Consider the following 19,228-nt stretch of genomic DNA (forward strand, 5'->3'; position numbering starts at 1 on the left):
ATGGCTTCAATTGATACCGGCGGTGGCGAAGAAAAAAAAGGTAAACCCAAGAAACAGACCCTAAGGGTAGACTTTACTCCGATGGTGGACATGAACATGTTATTGATCACGTTCTTCATGTTCTGTACAACATTGAGTAAACCGCAAATCATGGATATTGCGATGCCCACCGACGAAAAGCTAACTAAAGAAGATGAGGTAAAGGTAAAAGAGTCTAAGGCTATTACTATTATATTAGGCGAAGAGAACAAAGTCTATTATTATACAGGAATACCTGACTATACCAATTACCAGACACTGCAAACAACCGGTTATTCGCCAGAAGGCCTTCGTGCTATATTGCTGGAACGTAATGCTCCCATAGTAGCAAAGGTAAGAGAGTTGAGACACGAAAAATTCGTGACCAACAAAAGAATGCCGGACGAAGAGTTCAAAACAAGATTGAGAGAAATTAAAGGGGATAAAGACGGACAGGTGGTTGTAATAAAACCTACGTCTGAAGCGACCTATAAGAATCTTGTTGACGCTCTGGATGAAATGCAGATATGCAGTATAGATAAATATGCAATTGTAGATATGACAGAAGGAGATCAGTTCCTGATCGAAAATCTGAAGACTAAGGGGGCCTATGGCGCAGAAGCAGCAGCACCTAATTAATAATCACATTTAACAAAGAAAGGAGTAAATTATGTCAAAAGATATTCGACTCAATTCCATGGAGTGGTGTGATGTAGTATTCGAAGGGAAAAATAAGCAATATGGGGCTTATAAACTACGTCAATCCTCCTCGAAGAGGCATATCGTGGCTTTCCTTGTGGTTCTGGTGTTTGCCGGATTTGTATCAGCCTTGCCAAGCTTAGTAAGTGTGGTAAAGAATCTGACACAGGTAGATATGGGACCTATGGATGAAGCATATGAAATGTCTAACATTCCGGTAGAACCGGAAATACCGGAAGAAAACCTGATTAAACAGGAAACGGCACCACCGCCACCACCGTTAAAAACAACTGTAAAATTCGTTCCACCTACAATTGCCAAGGACGAAGAAGTTGCTGATGACAAAATGATTTCTCAAGAAGAAATTCTTGATACAAAGATTCAGATATCGGTGGCTGACGTGAAAGGTACAGACGATAAACATGGTATTGACATCGCAGAATTGAGAGAGCACAAGCAAATTGTGGAAGAAAAACCTGTGGAAGAAAAACCATTCGTTACAGTAGAACAAATGCCTAGTTTCCCTGGAGGTGAAGCCGAAATGCAGAGATTCATCGCTGAAAATCTGAAATACCCGGTAGTAGCACAGGAATCAGGTATACAAGGACGTGTAACAATACGTTTCGTTGTTACCAAAACAGGAACAATCTCTGATGTACAGGTAATCCGTGGTATAGACCCGTCTTGCGACAGAGAAGCTGTACGTGTGGTAAAAGCGATGCCTAAATGGATACCGGGAAAACAAAACGGTTTGAACGTTCCGGTATACTTTACACTTCCTATCGTATTCCGCCTGAAACAGTAAAATGTTTTCCGGAAAAGAATTTGTTTTAATAACAAAATAATAAAGTAAAAAGAAGAGAAGTTTGAATTAAAAATCATCTTCTCTTCTTTTTCAAATAACAGCTATGGGAGAAGGAAAAAAGAACAACGGGCTAACACCCAAAATGATTTACTCGGTATTTATGGCAATATTTTATTTATTCCTTGCCATATTACTGATATTCACATCTGTATTTGACAATTTCATACAAGTATCGGTAATACGCATCATACTAGGCGTGCTATTCGGAGTTTACGCTCTTTTCAGGGCTTACAGGGTCTGGAGGGAATTTTCAGAATAACAAGCTAACCTAAAAATATATGTTTATGAAAAAGTTATGCTTTATATTATCCACTCTCATACTGGCTATCTTCCTTTTTCATGCGTGCAGTCCTGCAAATAAAGGGACACGCACCGACACACCTACAAGCGGTATCGCTGAAATTGTTGTCGACGAGTGTTTTGCACCTGTTGTACAACAACAAATCGATGTTTTCGAATCCACATATAACGAAGCTGCAGTAATACCTACCTACACAAATGAAGCTCAAGCTTTCGATTTGTTCATGAAAGATAGCATACGGCTTATAATAGCTGCCCGCGACATAACACCAAACGAAAAGCTAATCATAAAGGATCGCAACCAGATGCCACGTTCGCAAAAATATGCGACAGATGCAATAGCCCTTATAATCAATAAATCAAATATGGATTCATTGATTACAATGGCTGACATCAAAAGAATAATGACCGGAGAAGTACGTTCATGGAAAGAGCTTAATCCTAAATCGAAATTAGGAGATATAGTAGTGGCCTTTGATAGCCCAAACTCCAGCACCGTCAGATATATAAGAGACTCCATCTGCGTGGATAAACCATTGGGAAACAACCTGAAAGCAATGGCATCGGACAGCATTAGTGCTATTGATCTTACAGACCGCACCCCCAATCAAATGGTGATAGATTATGTAGCAGCCAGTCCTAATGCAATAGGAGTAATCGGTGTAAATTGGATCAGTAATCCGGACGATCCTCAGAATCTAAGTTTTATCAACAAAATAACGGTGATGTCTGTCAGCAAGGCTACAAAAGCTTTTAACGACAATAGTTTCAAACCGTTCCCTGCATATATAGCTCTTAAAGAATATCCATTAAGTAGAGATCTTTATATAATTATAACAGATGTAAGAGGTGGATTACCATCAGGTTTTGTTAACTTTGCAGCCGGTGAAAAAGGTCAGCGCATAGTATTGAAAGCAGGACTTTATCCGGCCTATCAGCTAACAAGAGTAGTCAGGGCCAATCCAACTTTGAAAGAATAGCAACAACTATAAGAAAACAAATCATTAACGTAAATATTATTGAATAAGATGAAAATGAAGTATTTTTTAGGCTCTTTTCTGAGCTTTATGATTACAATTTCAGCCTTTGCCCAGAACAATATCGGAGCAGATTATCTGAGTTTGGGTGAGTTGAAATTAGCAAAAGAATATTTCACAAAGAACTTGGGGCAAAATTCGGCAGAGTCTCATTACTATCTTGGTGAAATTGCATTTAAAGAAGGTAATATGGCCGAAGCCAGATCTAATTATCAGCAAGCCCTGTCAGCAGATCCGCTATCTGCGCTAGGTGCCATTGGTATGGCTAAGCTTGACCTGAAAAGCAATACTAAAGTTGCCGAAGATCAGCTAAAAGAAGTTCTGAAAAAGAACAAAAAAGATGTAGGTATAATCATTGCCATAGCTCAGGCATACCTTGACAACGGTATGAAAGAAAAGGCTGTTGAAAAACTACAGGATGCCCGCAAAGCAGACAAGAAATCACCATTGATCTATATTTTCGAAGGCGATATGCTTGCAGCAGAAAATAAACCTGGCGATGCTGCTATGCAATACGACCAGGCTATAAATTTCGATAACAACAACGTACTGGCACGCCTGAAAGCAGCCAGAGTTTACGAATACATCAATCGTAATACAGCTGTAGACCTACTGAAACAAGCCGTAGCAATAAATCCTAACTATACTATTGCATACAAAGAACTGGGAGAATTATATCGCCGCGATGGATTCTACCAGGAAGCAATTGACGCATACAAAGAATATTTCAAAGGTGGTGATTACACAGTGGAAGACATGACACGCTATGGTTCAGCTTTGTACTTCACTCAACAGTACGATCAGGCAAGAACTTTGATTAAAGACGGTCTGGCTAAAGATCCTAACAACTTCGTATTGTATCGCCTGCAAATGTATACAGATAACGACACCAAAAATTTTGACGGTGCTGTTGCCGCTGGACAAAAGTTCTTCAGCATACCATTGAATCCAAATGATACTACACGCAGATACCTACTTCAGGATTTCCTTTCTTATGCTAATGCATTAAGCGAAACCGGCAAAAAAACTGAGTCCGTAGATGTATATAAGAAAGCTATTGCTTTAGATCCATCCAAGATAAATGTAAACAAAGATGTAGCAGGTATCCTTGCCGGAGAAAGAATGTATTCTGATGCTGCTGACTTCCTTGCAAAATATATTGAACTTTCGGGAGAAGCTGCCACAGCTCAGGATTATTTCCAGCTTGGGCGTTACTACTACTTCGGTGGCGCAAATGCAGAGATAGATACATTAAATATGTCTAAAGCCGATGCAAAAGCAAAAGCATTCGACCTTTACAAGAAAGCAATTACCACCTATGGCATAGTACAGGAGCGCGTTCCGGATAGTCACTTAGGGGTTTACCAGCAAGCGTTGGCTAGTTACCGCATGGACCCTGAAAGTGAGCAAGGGTTGGCTAAACCATATTACGAAAAAACGATAGAAGTAATATTAGCTAAACCAGAGCAAGACGATTCTGACAAAAAGGTATTGGTTGAGGCATACAGCTATTTAAGCTACTACTATTATCTGCAATACGATAAGAGTAAAAAAGCCGAAGACAAAGCTAATGTGAAATCATATGCAGAAAAGGTTCTTCAGATAGATCCTGAAAATGCAAATGGTAAAATGCTATTTGAATTTGCTCAATAACCGGATCTTATCCATAAAAATATCTATAACCCATGTTTATCCAGCATGGGTTATTTTTTTATATATAAAAGCTCCTGAATTAGAAAAAAGCCGTATCTTTGCAAACAATTAAGTGGACAGATTTGTATTTGATTGCAACCACATGAAAAAATGCTAAACCATTTTCTGCGCGTGCTATACTTATCTTTCCTGTTTTTATAAACAGCAAAACAATTAACAAAGTATGAGTTATTTATTTACATCCGAATCTGTTTCGGAAGGACATCCGGATAAAGTCGCGGATCAGATATCCGATTCTTTACTGGATGAGTTTCTGGCATACGATGCCAACTCTAAAGTTGCCTGTGAAACCCTCGTAACGACAGGGCAGGTAGTACTTGCCGGAGAAGTAAAATCCAAAGCTTATATCGACATACCCGAAGTAGCCCGCAGGGTTATTGAGAATATAGGCTATACAAAGAGTGAATACCAGTTTGAGGCTAAATCCTGCGGTGTTCTGTCGGCTATACACGAACAATCAGATGATATCAACAGAGGCGTTGACGGCAAAACCGATCCGATGGACCAGGGTGCCGGAGACCAGGGAATGATGTTCGGATATGCGACCAGTGAAACCGACAATTACATGCCACTTGCGTTAGACCTGTCACACGCCCTGTTAAAAGAATTATCGTCAATCAGAAAAAACGAATTACATCTGATGCCCTATCTGCGCCCCGATGCAAAGTCGCAGGTAACCATAGAATATGACGATAACGGCATACCTTTGCGTATCGACACAATAGTTATTTCGACCCAACATGATGAATTCGGCGACGATGAAAAAATGCAGAATAAGATTAAGGAGGATGTTATCAATATTCTTATTCCACGGGTAAAAGAAAAATATAAATTCAGAGAAGATATTTCCAAGCTTTTCACCGGAGACATCACCTACCATGTAAATCCGACAGGACGTTTTGTAATCGGCGGCCCTCACGGAGACACAGGATTGACCGGCCGTAAAATTATCGTTGACACTTACGGAGGAAAGGGAGCTCACGGAGGTGGCGCTTTCTCTGGAAAAGACCCATCGAAGGTAGACCGTTCGGCTGCTTATGCATCGCGTCATATTGCTAAAAATCTGGTAGCAGCAGGTATTTCATCAGAGGTACTGGTTCAGGTATCGTATGCCATCGGCGTAGCCAAACCCATGAATATCTATGTGAATACTTATGGCAAAAGCAATGTAAACCTTACCGATGGAGAAATAGCTAAAAAGGTTGAAGCTTTATTTGACATGCGCCCGAAGGCCATTGAACAAAGATTGAAATTGAGAAACCCGATCTATGCAGAAACTGCTGCTTACGGACACATGGGTCGTGAACCTCAGACCATAAAGAAAGAATTCAGATCCCGTTACAATCCTGAAGGAATAGTTCGTGAAGTAGAACTGTTTACCTGGGAAAAACTGGATTACGTGGACACTATAAAAAAAGAATTCAACATTTAAGAAAACAGTATCAGGCATATACCCGGGCTATAAACTTAGGTATATGTCTGATATCAACAAACATTGAAACAGGATTCGATTCCATACAACCCTATTCCACAAGAAGGGATAATATCGTCAGAAAACCTTCTTCCGGATACTGATACCAGCACTGCAAAACCGGACAGTTTGGTATCAGATACGATAAACATCGCGGAATATAAGGCAGGAACGCTTGTTACAGATAACAGGCACGATGGAGTACAAATGCCTTTCAGTATAGAACAATCTGACAGTATATTCGGATTACTGCTGCTTTGTTTCTTATTCTTTACTCATATATACAATGGAGGCTATACCTTCCTGAAAGAGAACGTAACACTCTTATTGCAGCCCGAAAAGAGTCAGAGGTTTCACCGTCAGACTACTTCAAAAGAAGTGCTATACAGTTACTTTCTCATATTCCAGGCTGTAGTTCTCATATCAATAACGATCTACGACATTTTTGTAGAGAACGACCAGAGACTTACACCATATAATAAGCCACTGGGTACAATTCTGCTCTTCATGTTACTAACAGGATTATTCTTTGGGGCAAAAGATATGTTCTACAAGCTTTTAGGCTATCTATTTGATGTACAGAGAGGTGTGAACCAATGGAGACGTACGCAGGTAGTAGCCATAGAGATACTGGGAATTCTGTATTTCCTTCCTGTTTTGCTTCTAGTGTATTCTCCTCATTATCATTTTCAGATAATCATGTTCATGGCAATATTGTTTCTATTCGTTCAAATATTGCTTTTTTATCAAATAATAATCTTTTTTATCAGAGAAAAATTTAACTTTTTGTATTTGATTACCTACCTTTGCACCTTTGAAATATTACCATATATATTTCTATTTAGTGGGCTATCTTATTTATATAGAATTGATGTTTTTAACACGCTATGGCTTTAAAAGTAAAAAAGATTTTAATCTCTCAACCCGCACCGGCCACTGAAAAATCTCCGTACTTCGATATTTCAGAGAAATATCATGTGCAGATGGATTTTCGTCCGTTTATCAGGGTGGAAGGTCTGGATTCAAAAGAATTCAGACAACAGAGAATCAATATACAGGATTACTCGGCTGTTGTTTTCACTGCAAAAATAGCAATCGATCATTTCTTTGCTTTATGTGAAGAATTCAGGATTACCATGCCCGAAACGATGAAGTATTTCTGTATTTCGGAATCAGTAGCTCTTTACCTGCAAAAATATATTGTCTACAGAAAACGCAAGATATTCTTCAGCACTACGGGAAAAATGGATGGACTGGCCACCGCGCTCACTAAACATAACAAGGAAAAATTCATTGTTCCTGTGTCTGATGTCCATTCCGAAGATCTGACAATAGTGCTCGACGAAAAAAAGATCGACTATACTAAAGCGATCATGTATCGCACAGTAAGTAATAATATTACAGAAGAAGAAATACTTTCTTACGATATGCTGATATTCTTCAGCCCGTCGGGAATTATATCTTTATTCAAGAATGCGCCTCATTTCAAGCAGGAAGAAAGAGCTATCGGATGCTTTGGTGCAGCAACAGCAAAGGCTGTAAAAGAAGCCGGACTGCGACTCGACTGCGAAGCTCCCCTACCGGGAATACCTTCAATGACTGCGGCTCTGGAAGCTTTTCTAAAAGAGAATCACAAAACGAAATAAAGAGACTACTAGAATATAGAAAAAAGCTTAACATCCTAATGTTAAGCTTTTTTTATCCTCGATGAACAAATGGAAATCATAAAAGATAAAGATCTGGGTGACATAAAGCTTATAGCTAATTCGCGTGCAAAGAAAATAATTGTACGCCGCAGGAATGGGCTTTTGCAACTAACACATCCTTCTTCTGTCAGTATTTCATACATAAAACAAACGATAGAGGAAATGAAACCCCGTTTATTGAAACTGACAGAAAGAGAGACATCGCCGAGAATCTTTACACCCGGAACGGATTTCAAAACATTTAGCTTCTCTCTGTATCTGCGAGAAAGCATCTCTACACAGAACTACTATATGAGTCTGAAAGACGGGATTCTAAACATCTCCTGTCCGGCAGGAACTGATTACAAGGATACCTCAACCCAGAAGACGATCAAAGAACTGATTGAAAAAGCATTCCGCTACGAAGCCAATCGCATTTTCCCTTCAAAAGTCGCACACTTCGCTAAAAAACATGGCTTTACCTTTACCGGCGTTAAAATCAATAAAAGCCGATCACGTTGGGGTAGTTGTTCGTCAAAGAAAAGTATAAACCTGTCTCATTATTGCATGCTACTCCCTGAACACCTTATAGACTTTATCGTCTTACACGAACTATGTCATACCATAGAGATGAACCATGGCGACCGTTTCTGGCAGCTATTAGACAAAGTATCGGATGGGAAAGCAAGAGAACTGACCAAAGAGTTGAAATCATATAAAACCGATTGGTAAATCATCCTATTCTATTGAGTTGTTAAGTTCCGGGTTTTATATTCTTTGTCATTTTGAACGGAGTGAAAAATCTCTTGTCCGTAAAGGAACAAGATGCTTCGTTCCTCAGCATGATAAATAATGATTAGAATTTATTCATTCTACCCTACTCTGTCAACGATTCTTTTCCAAAACTAAGAGGTAACAGAGCCTTTACCGTATCCACTTCATAAATCTTACTCTTACCGTACATAATCACCTTTATCGGTTTTTCATAACGATTTTCAACCTCCACGATCACCTGGCGACATCCACCGCACGGACAGCATGGAGTGTCGGTATATTCTCCGTCGTGAAACGCAGCAATAGCTATAGCCCCTACCGGTACGTCAGGATATTGTGAGTTTGCAGCGAATAAAGTAACCCTTTCGGCACAAAGTCCCGACGGATAGGCCGCATTTTCCTGATTATTTCCGGTTATTATTTCTCCGTTCGACAAAAGGGCAGCAGCACCAACATTAAAACCGGAATAAGGAGCGTATGCATTCTGAGTGGCAGATTTTGCCTTCTCTATAAGTTTTTTTATATCTCCGGTGCATTCTTCAATGTTGTAAACAAGTATCTTTGTAGTTAAATCGAATTTTTCCATTTTATTATTTTAATAGTTTATGATTAAACAACCTAAATATATGAAAAAAGTTTGTTCCCGAAATACACTTTCCTCGCTTATTATACTTACTTTTTTATTTTTCGCATCTTCTTTGCCCGTATTTTCCCAAGCCAAGCGGTATAAAATATACGATGAATATGTTGACAAATACAAGCACATCGCTATCGACCATATGAGAAGACATAAAATACCGGCAAGTATTACACTGGCCCAGGGATTACTGGAATCGGGTGCAGGAAAAAGCGAACTGGCTAGAAATTCCAATAATCACTTTGGAATAAAATGCCACAATGACTGGAAAGGAGAAAAGGTATATAGAGCCGACGATGGCCCGAATGATTGCTTCCGTAAATATAAAAAGGTAGAAGATTCTTATGAAGACCATGCCCTCTTTCTGAAAAGATCCCGTTACACACCGTTATTTTCTTTAAAAATAACCGACTATAAAGAATGGGCTAAAATGTTACAAAAATTAGGCTATGCAACCGATAAAGCTTATGCCAATAAGCTGATAAAGATAATAGAAGATTACGAGCTTTACAAACATGATAAAACAGGACTCAGCAAAGGCTCAATAAAAAAAGAAGAAGAACGTTCCCCTGTACTAAACTATACACATACACCTTACAAAACCCATAACCTCGTATACGTGATCGCTGAGGATGGTGATACTTACGAAGCCATAGCGGCTGAATTCGGATTCAAGGTTAAAGATCTTTGCAAGTATAATGAAGTTCCTGAAGATTTTCCGCTAAAGAAAGGAGATTTGGTCTATTTTGAAAAAAAGAAATCGAAAGCAGATAAACCTTATTATGACCACGTAGTCCAGGTAGGAGAGTCCATGCACAGCATTTCGCAAAAATATGGGATCAAAGTCAAGAACCTGTATAAAATGAACAAAAAGGATTTTGAATACGTTCCTGTAGAAGGTGATGTCTTAAAATTAAGATAAAACATAAATACAAAACTTAAAACAACGAAATGAGAAATTTATTATTGGCATTTATCTTTGTGGCGTCTACATTAGTAACCTACGCTCAGGATGACAAGGATAAACTAGAAGACGGGAAATGGAATCTGAAAGGAGTAACCGGGCTAAATGTCTCCCAAACAGCATTAAGTAACTGGTCGGCAGGGGGTGAAAATGCCGTGGCAGGAACTCTTTATTTAAACGGGGCACTGGTTCGAAAAAGTGGAAACTGGCTTTTTTCTAATGCTCTGGCTTTGGAATATGGTCTTACAAATACAAAATCGTTAGGAACACAAAAAACAAGTGATAAGATCGACTTCACTACACAGTTGGGATATTCTACCGACGACAAATGGTATTACACAGTAATGGCCGACCTGAAAACCCAATTCGCCAAAGGGTACAATTATCCGGACAAATCACATTACATCTCAAAATTCTTTGCTCCGGCATACTCTAACATATCTGCCGGTATAGAATATCGTCCTAATACCAATTTTTCAGTATATATGTCTCCTGTTGCAGGAAAGCTGACTTTCGTTCAGGATGATTCCTTATCCAATGACGGTGCCTTTGGTGTCGATCCCGGGAAGAAATTCAGGGCAGAATTAGGTGCTTACATAAAAGCCCGTGCACAGAAGAAAATCATGGAAAATGTAGAGGTAATATCTACAGTAGATTTCTTTACTGCTTACGATAAGTCATTCGGAAATATAGATATAAACTGGGATGTGATGATCAATATGAAGATCAATAAATTCCTATCGGCTAATATAAATACTACATTGAAATACGACGACGATGTGAAGAACGTAAAATCGGATGGCACAACTGAAGGCCCCCGTGTTCAATTCAAGGAAATGATAGGAATAGGTGTAGCCTATAATTTTTAAAAGACAGCAAATTACATAGAACAAGGCATCGAAAAAAATTGATGCCTTTTTTATTTTAAGAAAAAATAAAAGAAGCGTCTAATGTTTGTTCATTGGTGGATTTGCACTAATTTTATGCTTTAACCATTTTAACCGAAAAAATATGAATAAATATCTTTTAATCTCATTGTGTGCTTTTATTTCTCTCTTCGCAAATGCACAGGATAATTCAAAATATCTGCAGGGGGCTGTACCTGAGGTTGATGGAAAAGTGATATTTACCAAATCTATAACAGTCAATAATACTATTTCGGAAAAAGACCTGTTCGATGCCATGAATAAATGGGCTGAAGATAATTACAATACTTCAGACCAGGAACTGACGAACAGGGTATTATTATCCGATTGGGAAGACAGGGATATCGCATGCTGGGGAGAAGAATACCTTACATTTAGAAGATCATTGCTTATCCTTGACAGAGCAAAAATGTCGTACCAGCTGATAATATCTATCGCTCCAAACAAATGTGATCTTACTGTAAGGAACATCCGTTACGAATATTCCGATTACAAAACGCCGGTTTCGGCTGAGGAATTAATTTCCGATAGGATAGCATTAAATAAAAAGGGAGATAAACTGAACAGGTATTACGATAAATTCAGAACACATACGATAGACAGTATCAACAATATTTTTAATTCAGTAGATTTATATCTTAATGGAAAGATTACTACCGGAATAGCAGCACCAGTTGTAAACCAGGGAGTAGGCATTCCTGTAACCTCTCAACCAGTGCAAACACAACAGCAACAGACTGTAGTTGAACAGGTTCCTGTTGTAGCAACAGCAATGGCCGGGTTTAAGAATGTATCTGCCGATAAAATTCCGGCAAGTATATTGAATAAACAATCGCTGATCGTTACCGGAACTGCCAGTCAACCGTCAGCCATACCAGCAATATGGGCAGGAACTACTACTCTATTAGATAAATTGATGGGGCTAAGCACTATCACACATTCGGCTGAAGTCATAGACAATGCCCAAACATACACAATCTCGTTCTATACTGAAATATACAGTGACGCCATAACTGAGTTCGAGACAAAGGGCAATGCGCAAGACAAGATAAAAAAAGCAGGCCTCACCCCTATCACAACTCCTTCAGGCGCTCCTGCATTTTCTGAAGCATGGATGATCATTGAGTGTAAAAAAGCAGGGACAATGCCTTCGGCAGGAACATCCGGCGATAAAACATATTTAGGTGAGATATTGAACGTATGGATCAAATAGAATCGATGCAGATGAAAAAAACAGCATTAATCACAGGAGCGACCTCAGGCCTTGGTAAAGCGATTGCACTTCGCCTGGCCAAAGAAGGCTGCGATGTGATCATTACAGGTCGCCGCAAAGAACGGCTTGAAGAACTGGAGAAGGAAATAGAAGTGAAATACGAATCGAAAGTATATTCCCTATGCTTCGATGTAAGAGTATACGATGAAGTAGAGACGGCTATTGACAGCCTGCCCAAAGAGTGGAAAAAAATAGATATACTGGTTAACAATGCCGGACTGGCAGTAGGACTGGCACCAATACAAGACGGCGAAATAGACGATTGGGAACGTATGATAGACACGAATATCAAAGGTCTGTTGTATGTAACCCGTGTAGTATCGCCTATGATGGTAGCCCGCAAATCCGGACATATCATCAATATCGGTTCTATCGCCGGAAAGGGAGTTTATCCTAACGGCGCTGTTTATTGTGCTACCAAATATGCGGTCAATGCACTTCATCAGGGAATGCGAATGGATCTGCTGCCATACCATATACGGGTTACCCAGATTTGTCCGGGAGCTGTAGAAACAGAATTTTCCCTTGTCCGGTTCAAAGGGGATCAGCAAAGAGCTGACCTGGTGTATGAGGGGTATGACAATCTGGATGCCGACGACATAGCTGAAGCCGTTTATTATGCAATATCACAGCCTCCGCACGTTAATGTTCAGGATATACTGGTAATGCCAACTGCACAGGCCACAGGCAATATGTTCCATAAAGAAGAAAAGAAATAGACAAGAGTAAATTAACAAATAGAAAAGCAGGAAATCATCTTTGGATATTTCCTGCTTTTAACTTATAATCCATTACGACAAATACCCGATATTACCCGCATATGAGCAGGAACAAGCAACTATTTCACACTATATTGTTAACATTTTTTCATGCGTTTACTCTAATATATCATCTGAAAAGATTAAATTGCAAGTAATAATTATTATTTTTGCCGGGCTGCTCAGAGAATCATCATATATCAAAAATAAACTTCCTTACGAAACAAACACTTAGCATTATTCTAAAAGAATAGTGATGAGCGGAAATTTTTCAGCTATCAAACAGGAAAATAGAATAAGGAAGAAATGGATATAAAAGAGTTAATAAAAAGTGTAATAAATGTAAGTTCAAAGGTACATAAAGAGTTAGGCTCAGGACTTTATATAAACATTTATAGAGAATGTATTGTAAATGACTTAAAAGAAGAAGGCTTAAGCGTCGAGGAAAGTAAAGAAATGCCCTTGATGTACAGAAAACTAAGATTCAATAAGGCATACAAAGTAGATATGATAATAGAGAGCACCCTTGTTGTAGGAATTAGGCCTATGAATATCCCTGAAGAGATATATTGGGAATATATACATACTTACGCAAAACATAACAACTCTTCTGTCGGGCTGATACTCGATTTTAATGTAAAAGACTTCAGTACTGGTATAAGAATTGTACAAAGAATGTCACCCAAGCCGGTTGTTTTTCCTTCATCTTATATGAAATATTACTATGGCAAAAAATAAAAGATCTTTCCAGTATTAGCCGAAATATAACCGGAGAAACGAAGGACTAATTGGAGGAGAACGACAAATAGGAAGGTATATTCCTTTTTATTATCTTTGCTTTTTTAAGGAAATATCCATGCGTATAGATATAATAAGTGTTCTGCCGGAAATGTTCAAAGGCCTTGTCGATTGCTCGATATTAAAGAGAGCTCAGGACAAGCAAATAGTCGAAATCATCATACATAATCTGAGGGATTACACCACAAACAAACATCGCCATGTGGACGATTACCCTTTTGGTGGCGAAGCAGGAATGGTGCTACAGATAGAACCTATCGACAATGCGATAAGCGGCCTGAAATCGCAACGTACTTACGACGAGATTATCTATACATCTCCCGATGGAGAAGTATTCAATCAGCAAATAGCAAATCAGATGTCATCTCTTGACAATATAATAATTCTATGCGGACATTATAAAGGTATTGATTACCGGGTACGCGAACACCTGATCACCCGGGAAATATCTATCGGGGATTATGTACTTACCGGAGGAGAACTCGCTGCAGCGGTGATGGCCGATGCCATAGTACGCCTCATTCCGGGAGCAATAGGTGACGAACAGTCAGCCTTATCCGATTCCTTTCAGGACAATCTGCTCGCTCCGCCTGTTTATACCCGTCCGGCAGAATATAAAGGATGGAAAGTTCCCGATATACTCCTGTCAGGCCATGAGGCAAAAATAGATGAATGGAAATTACAACAATCGATAGAACGCACAAAACATCTACGTCCCGATCTGCTGGATGATTAGAATTCTACCCGAACCCTGACTTTTTCGTTTCCTAAAGTCCATTTAGGCCCAGTCTGGATCAAACGGAGTGCTTCACTATCGGAAGTACCACAAAGGCTCTGAACAACATCGAACAGATAAGGATCGCCATGCTCGTTGATATAAAAATCAATAATAACTTTTCCTTTACGGTCGCGACAGGCGTCATCTGTAGGACGACGCAATGAATTTTTCAGGTAAAGTTCATATTTCTCGAAACCTATCACAGGTTGAGGCTTTCCATCGCTTTGTTTCGGAACCAAAATGTGATCAAAATCTTCAGGAACATAAATATCGATCGGATTTTCATCACCCTTCAATATCTCCAGTTCTTCTTCACTGATCACAGCTTCCGGACTCAATTTTATCTTAAATTGAGAGATATTGGGCTTATATGCTTTTGCCAGTTCAACATTTTTTCTGGCTATAACCGTAATATTTTCCACATAATAGTTTTCGGGAACATAAATCTCTATAATCTTCACTTCCCCTTCCTGTGCATGCAAGCCGGGTTTAAGATGATCGATAAACAGATATCCCGCCAATCCGAATATGAGTATAGTAATAGTTGCCGCAATCTGCCAGAAATGACTTTGTGCAGGCTGTTGCTTTTTTGTTCTCGACTTAAGACGGTTTTGAATATTACCGATACGTTCTACATGATTATCCTTAATACTGTCATAACCTTCGATGGCCTCGTACAAAAACGGGTCTTTCATCGAATCTTTTTCAACCCGATGAGCATCTTTACCTTTGCGGTCACCTTTTATGTAATCTAAAAACTTCATTCTTTCAGATTTTTTTCGATGCAGATTTTTAAATTCCTTTTTCCGTTTTGTATATAACTTTTCACGCTCTTAAGATGAAAACCTGTTTCATCCACTATATCGGCATACGATTTATTTTCGTAGAAAAACTTCTCCACCGATACACGCTGAGGTTCGGGCAATTGTTCCAAACAACGGTTCAGAGCATTTTCCTTTTCCTCATTATCATTGTCACTTAATAGATCAATAGTTGCATCAGATTCCATAAGTTGAGTATCGAAATTAACAATAATTTCTTTCTTATTCTCTTTCAACACATGGAAACAATGGTTTTTCACAACACTGTACAACCAGTTTTTGAATACTTTTATCTCATAATCCTGTATTTTCTGCGACAGATTTTCATATATATCTATCACAGCATCTTGTGACAATTCGGGGCTTTGCAGATATTTGAGGCACAAACCATACGCAAGAGGGATATAACGCTCGTATAGCTCCTGAAAATACTCAACCTTACCGGTTTTCTTGTATTGAAACAGTAGTTCTTCGTCACTATATTCCTTCTTCTTATTTAAACTAAAGAATTTCAAAAGGTCACAATTTTACACAAATCTAGTAGATTTTAATTAATAATGCCAATCAGCAGTCGAAATTATTATGATTGCAATACAAGAATCATTCAACTTTACGAATGCGCCCGACAGGTCGTTCTCCATTTTGACTTTGCCCCTCGTAACTTTACCCGGCGAACTGCCGCTCTTACATTCCTCGAGCCCCATATATCCTTATCCATCTGACACAGAGCAGATTCCAACAAAAAGAATGTAACCGGAAAAGGTTAATATCTTTGACATAAATCCTTATAGTATTTAAATATAGCATTAAAAAATTGCCGCAGTAACCGATTTTATGTATTTTTGCTATCGAAATAATAACGATGTTTAATTTTTTAACCAGCACCCATTATGAAAGAAAAAATTGGAACAAACGCAGGTATTATTTGGACATACCTTGATGCTGAAGGTAGCAAACCGCTAAAAGAAATCAAAAAAGCATGCAAACTGACTGAAAAGGACATGTATGCAGCTTTAGGATGGTTGGCAAGAGAAGGTAAAATCGCTTTCAATGAATTAAAGGACGACTTACAGGTCGTTTTGCTTTAAGGACAACGTAAGAATTACAAAAGAGAGGCATTTATATTCAATTATAGAAGCCTCTTTTTGTATATATGCCCAAAGTTCTGTGTTTTGGAATTTTAGAAGGGTAATAATTTTGCCATTCCATTAGTATTCTTTATTTTTGTGTTGCTTTTTGGCTGTTTTATGACTGAAAAAGATGGAAAACTGCTAGCCGAGTTTGAAATAAGAATGAGGCAATTAATGTATCTCTGCGATGTTTTACAAGATGAGAATACTCAGTTGAAACAAAATCTGGCAGAGAAAAACAAAGAGATTGACCATCTGTCATCGGAAGTAAACAAGCTAAGATCGAAATATGACAATCTGAAATTTGCCAAATCATTCTCTTCGGAGAACCAGGAGGATGTTCAGCAAGCAAAAAAGCGATTGTCGAAGTTAGTGCGGGATGTAGATAAATGTATCGCCATGCTGAAAAACAGTTAAAAACAGAAAGTTATGGACGAACATTTAATTATTAATCTACGGGTAGCTGATATGAGATATCCGCTCAGAATAAAGCGAACGGAAGAAGAGATATATCGAAAAGCTGCTGATGAGATAGATTATAAATTAGGACAATATAAAAATTATTTTACCGGAAAAGGTTCACAGCCACTGCAGAATTCTGACTACATGGCCATGACCGCGATACAAGCCGTGGCCGAGAAAGCCGAACAGCAACTAAGAGCCGAGTCGTTTGAATCGAAAGTAGCAGAACTAACTCAGGAACTGGAAATCTTCCTGAAAAAGCATGTAAAATAAGATTTTAGTACTGAGAAAAAATCTAATGCACTAATTTTAAGTATGGTTTCATACTTAGATTAGTGCATTTTAGTTTATATAAATAGTGATTTTTTAATAAGAAAATAAAATTATGGATATATTATTTATTGTGATAGCCTTCGTGGTTGGAGCAATTTTGACCTGGCTGATCCTGAATTTTGCATCCAATTCAAAATTCAAACGCCAGATTAGAGAAGCTGAACAAGAGGCTGAGGTAATTAAGAAGAATAAGCTGCTGGAAGTAAAGGAACAAGCTTTACAAATGAAATCTGAATTTGAGAAAGAGGTAAACAACCGTAATGCGAAAATTCAGTCGACAGAAAGCAAGTTGAAACAAAGGGAATTAACCCTTAACCAGAAGCAGGAAGAACTTCAACGCAAGAAAAACGAAGCAGACACTATCAAGGCCAATCTGGACACACAGCTGGAAGTTGTGGAAAAGAAAAAGCAGGACCTGGACAAGCTACACAGGCAAGAAGTGGAACGTCTTGAAGCACTTTCGGGCCTATCGGCCGAAGAAGTAAAAGAGAAACTTGTCGAAGCCCTGAAAGATGAAGCCCGCACCCATGCGCAGTCTTACATTAATGAAATAATGGAAGAGGCAAAAATGACCGCGAACAAAGAGGCTAAAAAAGTAGTCATCCAGTCTATTCAGCGTGTTGCCACAGAAACTGCGATAGAAAACGCGATTACCGTTTTCCACATAGAATCGGACGAAATAAAAGGACGCATCATCGGACGTGAAGGGCGTAACATCCGTGCGCTGGAAGCTGCCACAGGAATAGAGATCGTTGTTGACGATACTCCCGAAGCTATTGTGCTGTCAGGTTTCGATCCGGTGAGACGTGAAGTTGCCCGTCTGGCACTTCACCAACTGGTGGCTGATGGCCGTATACACCCAGCACGTATCGAGGAAGTGGTAGCCAAAGTAAAGAAACAGATCGAGGAGGAAATCATTGAGACAGGCAAGCGTACCGCTATCGATCTTGGCATACACGGACTGCATCCGGAATTGATCCGCCTTGTCGGTAAAATGAAATACCGTTCTTCATACGGACAAAACCTATTGCAACATGCCCGCGAAACAGCCAATCTGTGCGCAATAATGGCTTCGGAACTGGGACTGAATGTGAAGAAAGCAAAAAGAGCGGGATTATTACACGATATAGGAAAAGTTCCCGATGATGAACCGGAACTACCTCACGCATTGTTAGGTATGAAGCTGGCCGAGAAATATAAGGAAAAACCTGATGTATGTAACGCCATTGGGGCCCACCACGATGAAGCGGAAATGACCAGCCTGCTGGCTCCTATCGTTCAGGTATGTGATGCTATTTCAGGTGCCCGTCCGGGTGCCCGCCGTGAAATTGTAGAAGCATACATCAAACGCCTGAATGATCTTGAGCAATTGGCACTGTCTTATCCGGGTGTACTGAAAACATATGCCATACAGGCCGGACGCGAACTGCGTGTGATTGTGGGTGCAGACAAGATAGACGATGTAGAAACAGAAAAACTATCGGCCGATATAGCTAAAAAAATACAGGACGAAATGACTTATCCGGGACAAGTGAAGATTACGGTTATCCGCGAAACCCGTGCTGTAAGTTACGCTAAATAAAATACCATTATATATTTAACAGGGGTAATTGAATGAACAATTACCCCTGTTTTTTTATTTAATAAGATAGAATAAGTTTATCTATAGGATGCTAATTGGTTAATATGCCGATATGCCAATGAAAGCATGATCTTTGAAATGGATAAAGTTGACAAGTAAACGGGATACAAGTAAACAAGTTTTTCGTTTTTTGTATTTTACTAC

Annotated in this window: 22 protein-coding genes; 19 read left to right on the plus strand and 3 right to left on the minus strand. The window is 39.1% G+C overall.

What is annotated here, in order from left to right; translation table 11 throughout:
• The 9 genes from GGR21_RS17925 to GGR21_RS17965 all read left to right on the plus strand — a co-directional run bounded on the left by GGR21_RS17925 (position 1) and on the right by GGR21_RS17965 (position 8,520).
• Positions 1-657, plus strand: a complete 657-nt coding sequence (locus GGR21_RS17925; protein WP_183308639.1) for an ExbD/TolR family protein — start codon at positions 1-3, stop codon at positions 655-657.
• A 31-nt stretch (positions 658-688) separates the two neighbouring features.
• Positions 689-1,522, plus strand: coding sequence for an energy transducer TonB (locus GGR21_RS17930; protein ID WP_183308640.1), 834 nt, complete (start codon positions 689-691; stop codon positions 1,520-1,522).
• Between the two features lie 103 nt (positions 1,523-1,625).
• Positions 1,626-1,841 (plus strand): hypothetical protein, encoded by a 216-nt coding sequence (locus tag GGR21_RS17935; RefSeq protein ID WP_183308641.1) that lies wholly within the window; start codon positions 1,626-1,628, stop codon positions 1,839-1,841.
• A gap of 25 nt (positions 1,842-1,866) precedes the next feature.
• Positions 1,867-2,862, plus strand: a complete 996-nt coding sequence (locus GGR21_RS17940) for a PstS family phosphate ABC transporter substrate-binding protein (protein WP_183308642.1) — start codon at positions 1,867-1,869, stop codon at positions 2,860-2,862.
• Positions 2,863-2,916: 54 nt separating this feature from the next.
• A complete protein-coding gene (locus tag GGR21_RS17945) occupies positions 2,917-4,572 on the plus strand; it encodes a tetratricopeptide repeat protein (protein WP_246348111.1) in 1,656 nt (551 codons plus the stop codon).
• 223 nt (positions 4,573-4,795) lie between these two features.
• On the plus strand, positions 4,796-6,064 hold the full coding sequence (gene metK / locus GGR21_RS17950; RefSeq protein WP_183308644.1) for a methionine adenosyltransferase: 1,269 nt from the start codon (positions 4,796-4,798) through the stop codon (positions 6,062-6,064).
• A gap of 63 nt (positions 6,065-6,127) precedes the next feature.
• Complete coding sequence (locus tag GGR21_RS17955; RefSeq protein ID WP_246348112.1) at positions 6,128-7,000, plus strand: DUF4271 domain-containing protein; 873 nt, start codon at positions 6,128-6,130, stop codon at positions 6,998-7,000.
• Positions 6,991-7,749, plus strand: coding sequence for a uroporphyrinogen-III synthase (locus GGR21_RS17960; protein WP_183308645.1), 759 nt, complete (start codon positions 6,991-6,993; stop codon positions 7,747-7,749). The genes GGR21_RS17955 and GGR21_RS17960 overlap by 10 nt, the downstream gene beginning before the upstream one ends.
• 69 nt (positions 7,750-7,818) lie before the next feature.
• Positions 7,819-8,520 carry a M48 family metallopeptidase gene (locus GGR21_RS17965; protein WP_183308646.1) on the plus strand — a complete coding sequence of 234 codons (702 nt, stop codon included), beginning with the start codon at positions 7,819-7,821 and terminating at the stop codon, positions 8,518-8,520.
• 145 nt (positions 8,521-8,665) lie between these two features.
• On the opposite strand, the gene cdd is transcribed toward GGR21_RS17965, so the two are convergent.
• Positions 8,666-9,148: a cytidine deaminase gene (gene cdd, locus GGR21_RS17970; RefSeq protein WP_183308647.1), complete on the minus strand. Its 483-nt coding sequence runs from the start codon at positions 9,146-9,148 to the stop codon at positions 8,666-8,668.
• A 40-nt stretch (positions 9,149-9,188) separates the two neighbouring features.
• Here cdd and GGR21_RS17975 point away from each other — a divergent pair, with 40 nt between their 5' ends.
• The 6 genes from GGR21_RS17975 (at position 9,189) to trmD (ending at position 14,654) form a co-directional block, all read left to right on the plus strand.
• Positions 9,189-10,121 (plus strand): glucosaminidase domain-containing protein, encoded by a 933-nt coding sequence (locus GGR21_RS17975; protein ID WP_183308648.1) that lies wholly within the window; start codon positions 9,189-9,191, stop codon positions 10,119-10,121.
• A gap of 29 nt (positions 10,122-10,150) precedes the next feature.
• On the plus strand, positions 10,151-11,032 hold the full coding sequence (locus tag GGR21_RS17980) for a DUF3078 domain-containing protein (protein WP_183308649.1): 882 nt from the start codon (positions 10,151-10,153) through the stop codon (positions 11,030-11,032).
• A 142-nt stretch (positions 11,033-11,174) separates the two neighbouring features.
• Entirely contained in the window at positions 11,175-12,302 is a 1,128-nt protein-coding gene (locus GGR21_RS17985) for a DUF4468 domain-containing protein (RefSeq protein WP_183308650.1), read from the plus strand.
• A gap of 11 nt (positions 12,303-12,313) precedes the next feature.
• Positions 12,314-13,081, plus strand: coding sequence for an SDR family NAD(P)-dependent oxidoreductase (locus GGR21_RS17990; protein WP_183308665.1), 768 nt, complete (start codon positions 12,314-12,316; stop codon positions 13,079-13,081).
• Between the two features lie 345 nt (positions 13,082-13,426).
• Positions 13,427-13,858, plus strand: a complete 432-nt coding sequence (locus GGR21_RS17995) for a GxxExxY protein (protein ID WP_183308651.1) — start codon at positions 13,427-13,429, stop codon at positions 13,856-13,858.
• A gap of 118 nt (positions 13,859-13,976) precedes the next feature.
• Positions 13,977-14,654, plus strand: coding sequence for a tRNA (guanosine(37)-N1)-methyltransferase TrmD (gene trmD / locus GGR21_RS18000; protein ID WP_183308652.1), 678 nt, complete (start codon positions 13,977-13,979; stop codon positions 14,652-14,654).
• On the opposite strand, the gene GGR21_RS18005 is transcribed toward trmD, so the two are convergent.
• Positions 14,651-15,460, minus strand: coding sequence for a hypothetical protein (locus tag GGR21_RS18005; protein WP_183308653.1), 810 nt, complete (start codon positions 15,458-15,460; stop codon positions 14,651-14,653). The genes trmD and GGR21_RS18005 overlap by 4 nt on opposite strands.
• Positions 15,457-16,032 carry an RNA polymerase sigma factor gene (locus GGR21_RS18010; protein WP_183308654.1) on the minus strand — a complete coding sequence of 192 codons (576 nt, stop codon included), beginning with the start codon at positions 16,030-16,032 and terminating at the stop codon, positions 15,457-15,459. The genes GGR21_RS18005 and GGR21_RS18010 overlap by 4 nt, the downstream gene beginning before the upstream one ends.
• Before the next feature lie 375 nt (positions 16,033-16,407).
• Here GGR21_RS18010 and GGR21_RS18015 point away from each other — a divergent pair, with 375 nt between their 5' ends.
• The 4 genes from GGR21_RS18015 to rny all read left to right on the plus strand — a co-directional run bounded on the left by GGR21_RS18015 (position 16,408) and on the right by rny (position 19,024).
• The gene (locus GGR21_RS18015; RefSeq protein ID WP_183308655.1) at positions 16,408-16,605 is read left to right on the plus strand and encodes a winged helix-turn-helix domain-containing protein; all 198 of its coding nucleotides are present in this window, start codon (positions 16,408-16,410) and stop codon (positions 16,603-16,605) included.
• 159 nt (positions 16,606-16,764) lie between these two features.
• A complete protein-coding gene (locus GGR21_RS18020; protein ID WP_183308656.1) occupies positions 16,765-17,064 on the plus strand; it encodes a hypothetical protein in 300 nt (99 codons plus the stop codon).
• 12 nt (positions 17,065-17,076) lie between these two features.
• Positions 17,077-17,382, plus strand: coding sequence for a cell division protein ZapA (locus GGR21_RS18025; RefSeq protein WP_183308657.1), 306 nt, complete (start codon positions 17,077-17,079; stop codon positions 17,380-17,382).
• 112 nt (positions 17,383-17,494) lie between these two features.
• Positions 17,495-19,024 carry a ribonuclease Y gene (gene rny / locus GGR21_RS18030; RefSeq protein ID WP_183308658.1) on the plus strand — a complete coding sequence of 510 codons (1,530 nt, stop codon included), beginning with the start codon at positions 17,495-17,497 and terminating at the stop codon, positions 19,022-19,024.
• The last annotated feature ends 204 nt before the right edge of the window (positions 19,025-19,228 follow it).

The organism is Dysgonomonas hofstadii, from assembly GCF_014196915.1.
GTDB lineage: Bacteria > Bacteroidota > Bacteroidia > Bacteroidales > Dysgonomonadaceae > Dysgonomonas > Dysgonomonas hofstadii.

Coding starts and splice junctions, on each gene's coding strand:
- GGR21_RS17925 (WP_183308639.1), top strand. CDS start 1: ATGGCTTCAATTGATACCGGCGGTGGCGAAGAAAAAAAAGGTAAACCC.
- GGR21_RS17930 (WP_183308640.1), top strand. CDS start 689: ATGTCAAAAGATATTCGACTCAATTCCATGGAGTGGTGTGATGTAGTA.
- GGR21_RS17935 (WP_183308641.1), top strand. CDS start 1,626: ATGGGAGAAGGAAAAAAGAACAACGGGCTAACACCCAAAATGATTTAC.
- GGR21_RS17940 (WP_183308642.1), top strand. CDS start 1,867: ATGAAAAAGTTATGCTTTATATTATCCACTCTCATACTGGCTATCTTC.
- GGR21_RS17945 (WP_246348111.1), top strand. CDS start 2,917: ATGAAGTATTTTTTAGGCTCTTTTCTGAGCTTTATGATTACAATTTCA.
- metK (WP_183308644.1), top strand. CDS start 4,796: ATGAGTTATTTATTTACATCCGAATCTGTTTCGGAAGGACATCCGGAT.
- GGR21_RS17960 (WP_183308645.1), top strand. CDS start 6,991: ATGGCTTTAAAAGTAAAAAAGATTTTAATCTCTCAACCCGCACCGGCC.
- GGR21_RS17965 (WP_183308646.1), top strand. CDS start 7,819: ATGGAAATCATAAAAGATAAAGATCTGGGTGACATAAAGCTTATAGCT.
- cdd (WP_183308647.1), bottom strand. CDS start 9,148: ATGGAAAAATTCGATTTAACTACAAAGATACTTGTTTACAACATTGAA.
- GGR21_RS17975 (WP_183308648.1), top strand. CDS start 9,189: ATGAAAAAAGTTTGTTCCCGAAATACACTTTCCTCGCTTATTATACTT.
- GGR21_RS17980 (WP_183308649.1), top strand. CDS start 10,151: ATGAGAAATTTATTATTGGCATTTATCTTTGTGGCGTCTACATTAGTA.
- GGR21_RS17985 (WP_183308650.1), top strand. CDS start 11,175: ATGAATAAATATCTTTTAATCTCATTGTGTGCTTTTATTTCTCTCTTC.
- GGR21_RS17990 (WP_183308665.1), top strand. CDS start 12,314: ATGAAAAAAACAGCATTAATCACAGGAGCGACCTCAGGCCTTGGTAAA.
- GGR21_RS17995 (WP_183308651.1), top strand. CDS start 13,427: ATGGATATAAAAGAGTTAATAAAAAGTGTAATAAATGTAAGTTCAAAG.
- trmD (WP_183308652.1), top strand. CDS start 13,977: ATGCGTATAGATATAATAAGTGTTCTGCCGGAAATGTTCAAAGGCCTT.
- GGR21_RS18005 (WP_183308653.1), bottom strand. CDS start 15,460: ATGAAGTTTTTAGATTACATAAAAGGTGACCGCAAAGGTAAAGATGCT.
- GGR21_RS18015 (WP_183308655.1), top strand. CDS start 16,408: ATGAAAGAAAAAATTGGAACAAACGCAGGTATTATTTGGACATACCTT.
- GGR21_RS18020 (WP_183308656.1), top strand. CDS start 16,765: ATGACTGAAAAAGATGGAAAACTGCTAGCCGAGTTTGAAATAAGAATG.
- GGR21_RS18025 (WP_183308657.1), top strand. CDS start 17,077: ATGGACGAACATTTAATTATTAATCTACGGGTAGCTGATATGAGATAT.
- rny (WP_183308658.1), top strand. CDS start 17,495: ATGGATATATTATTTATTGTGATAGCCTTCGTGGTTGGAGCAATTTTG.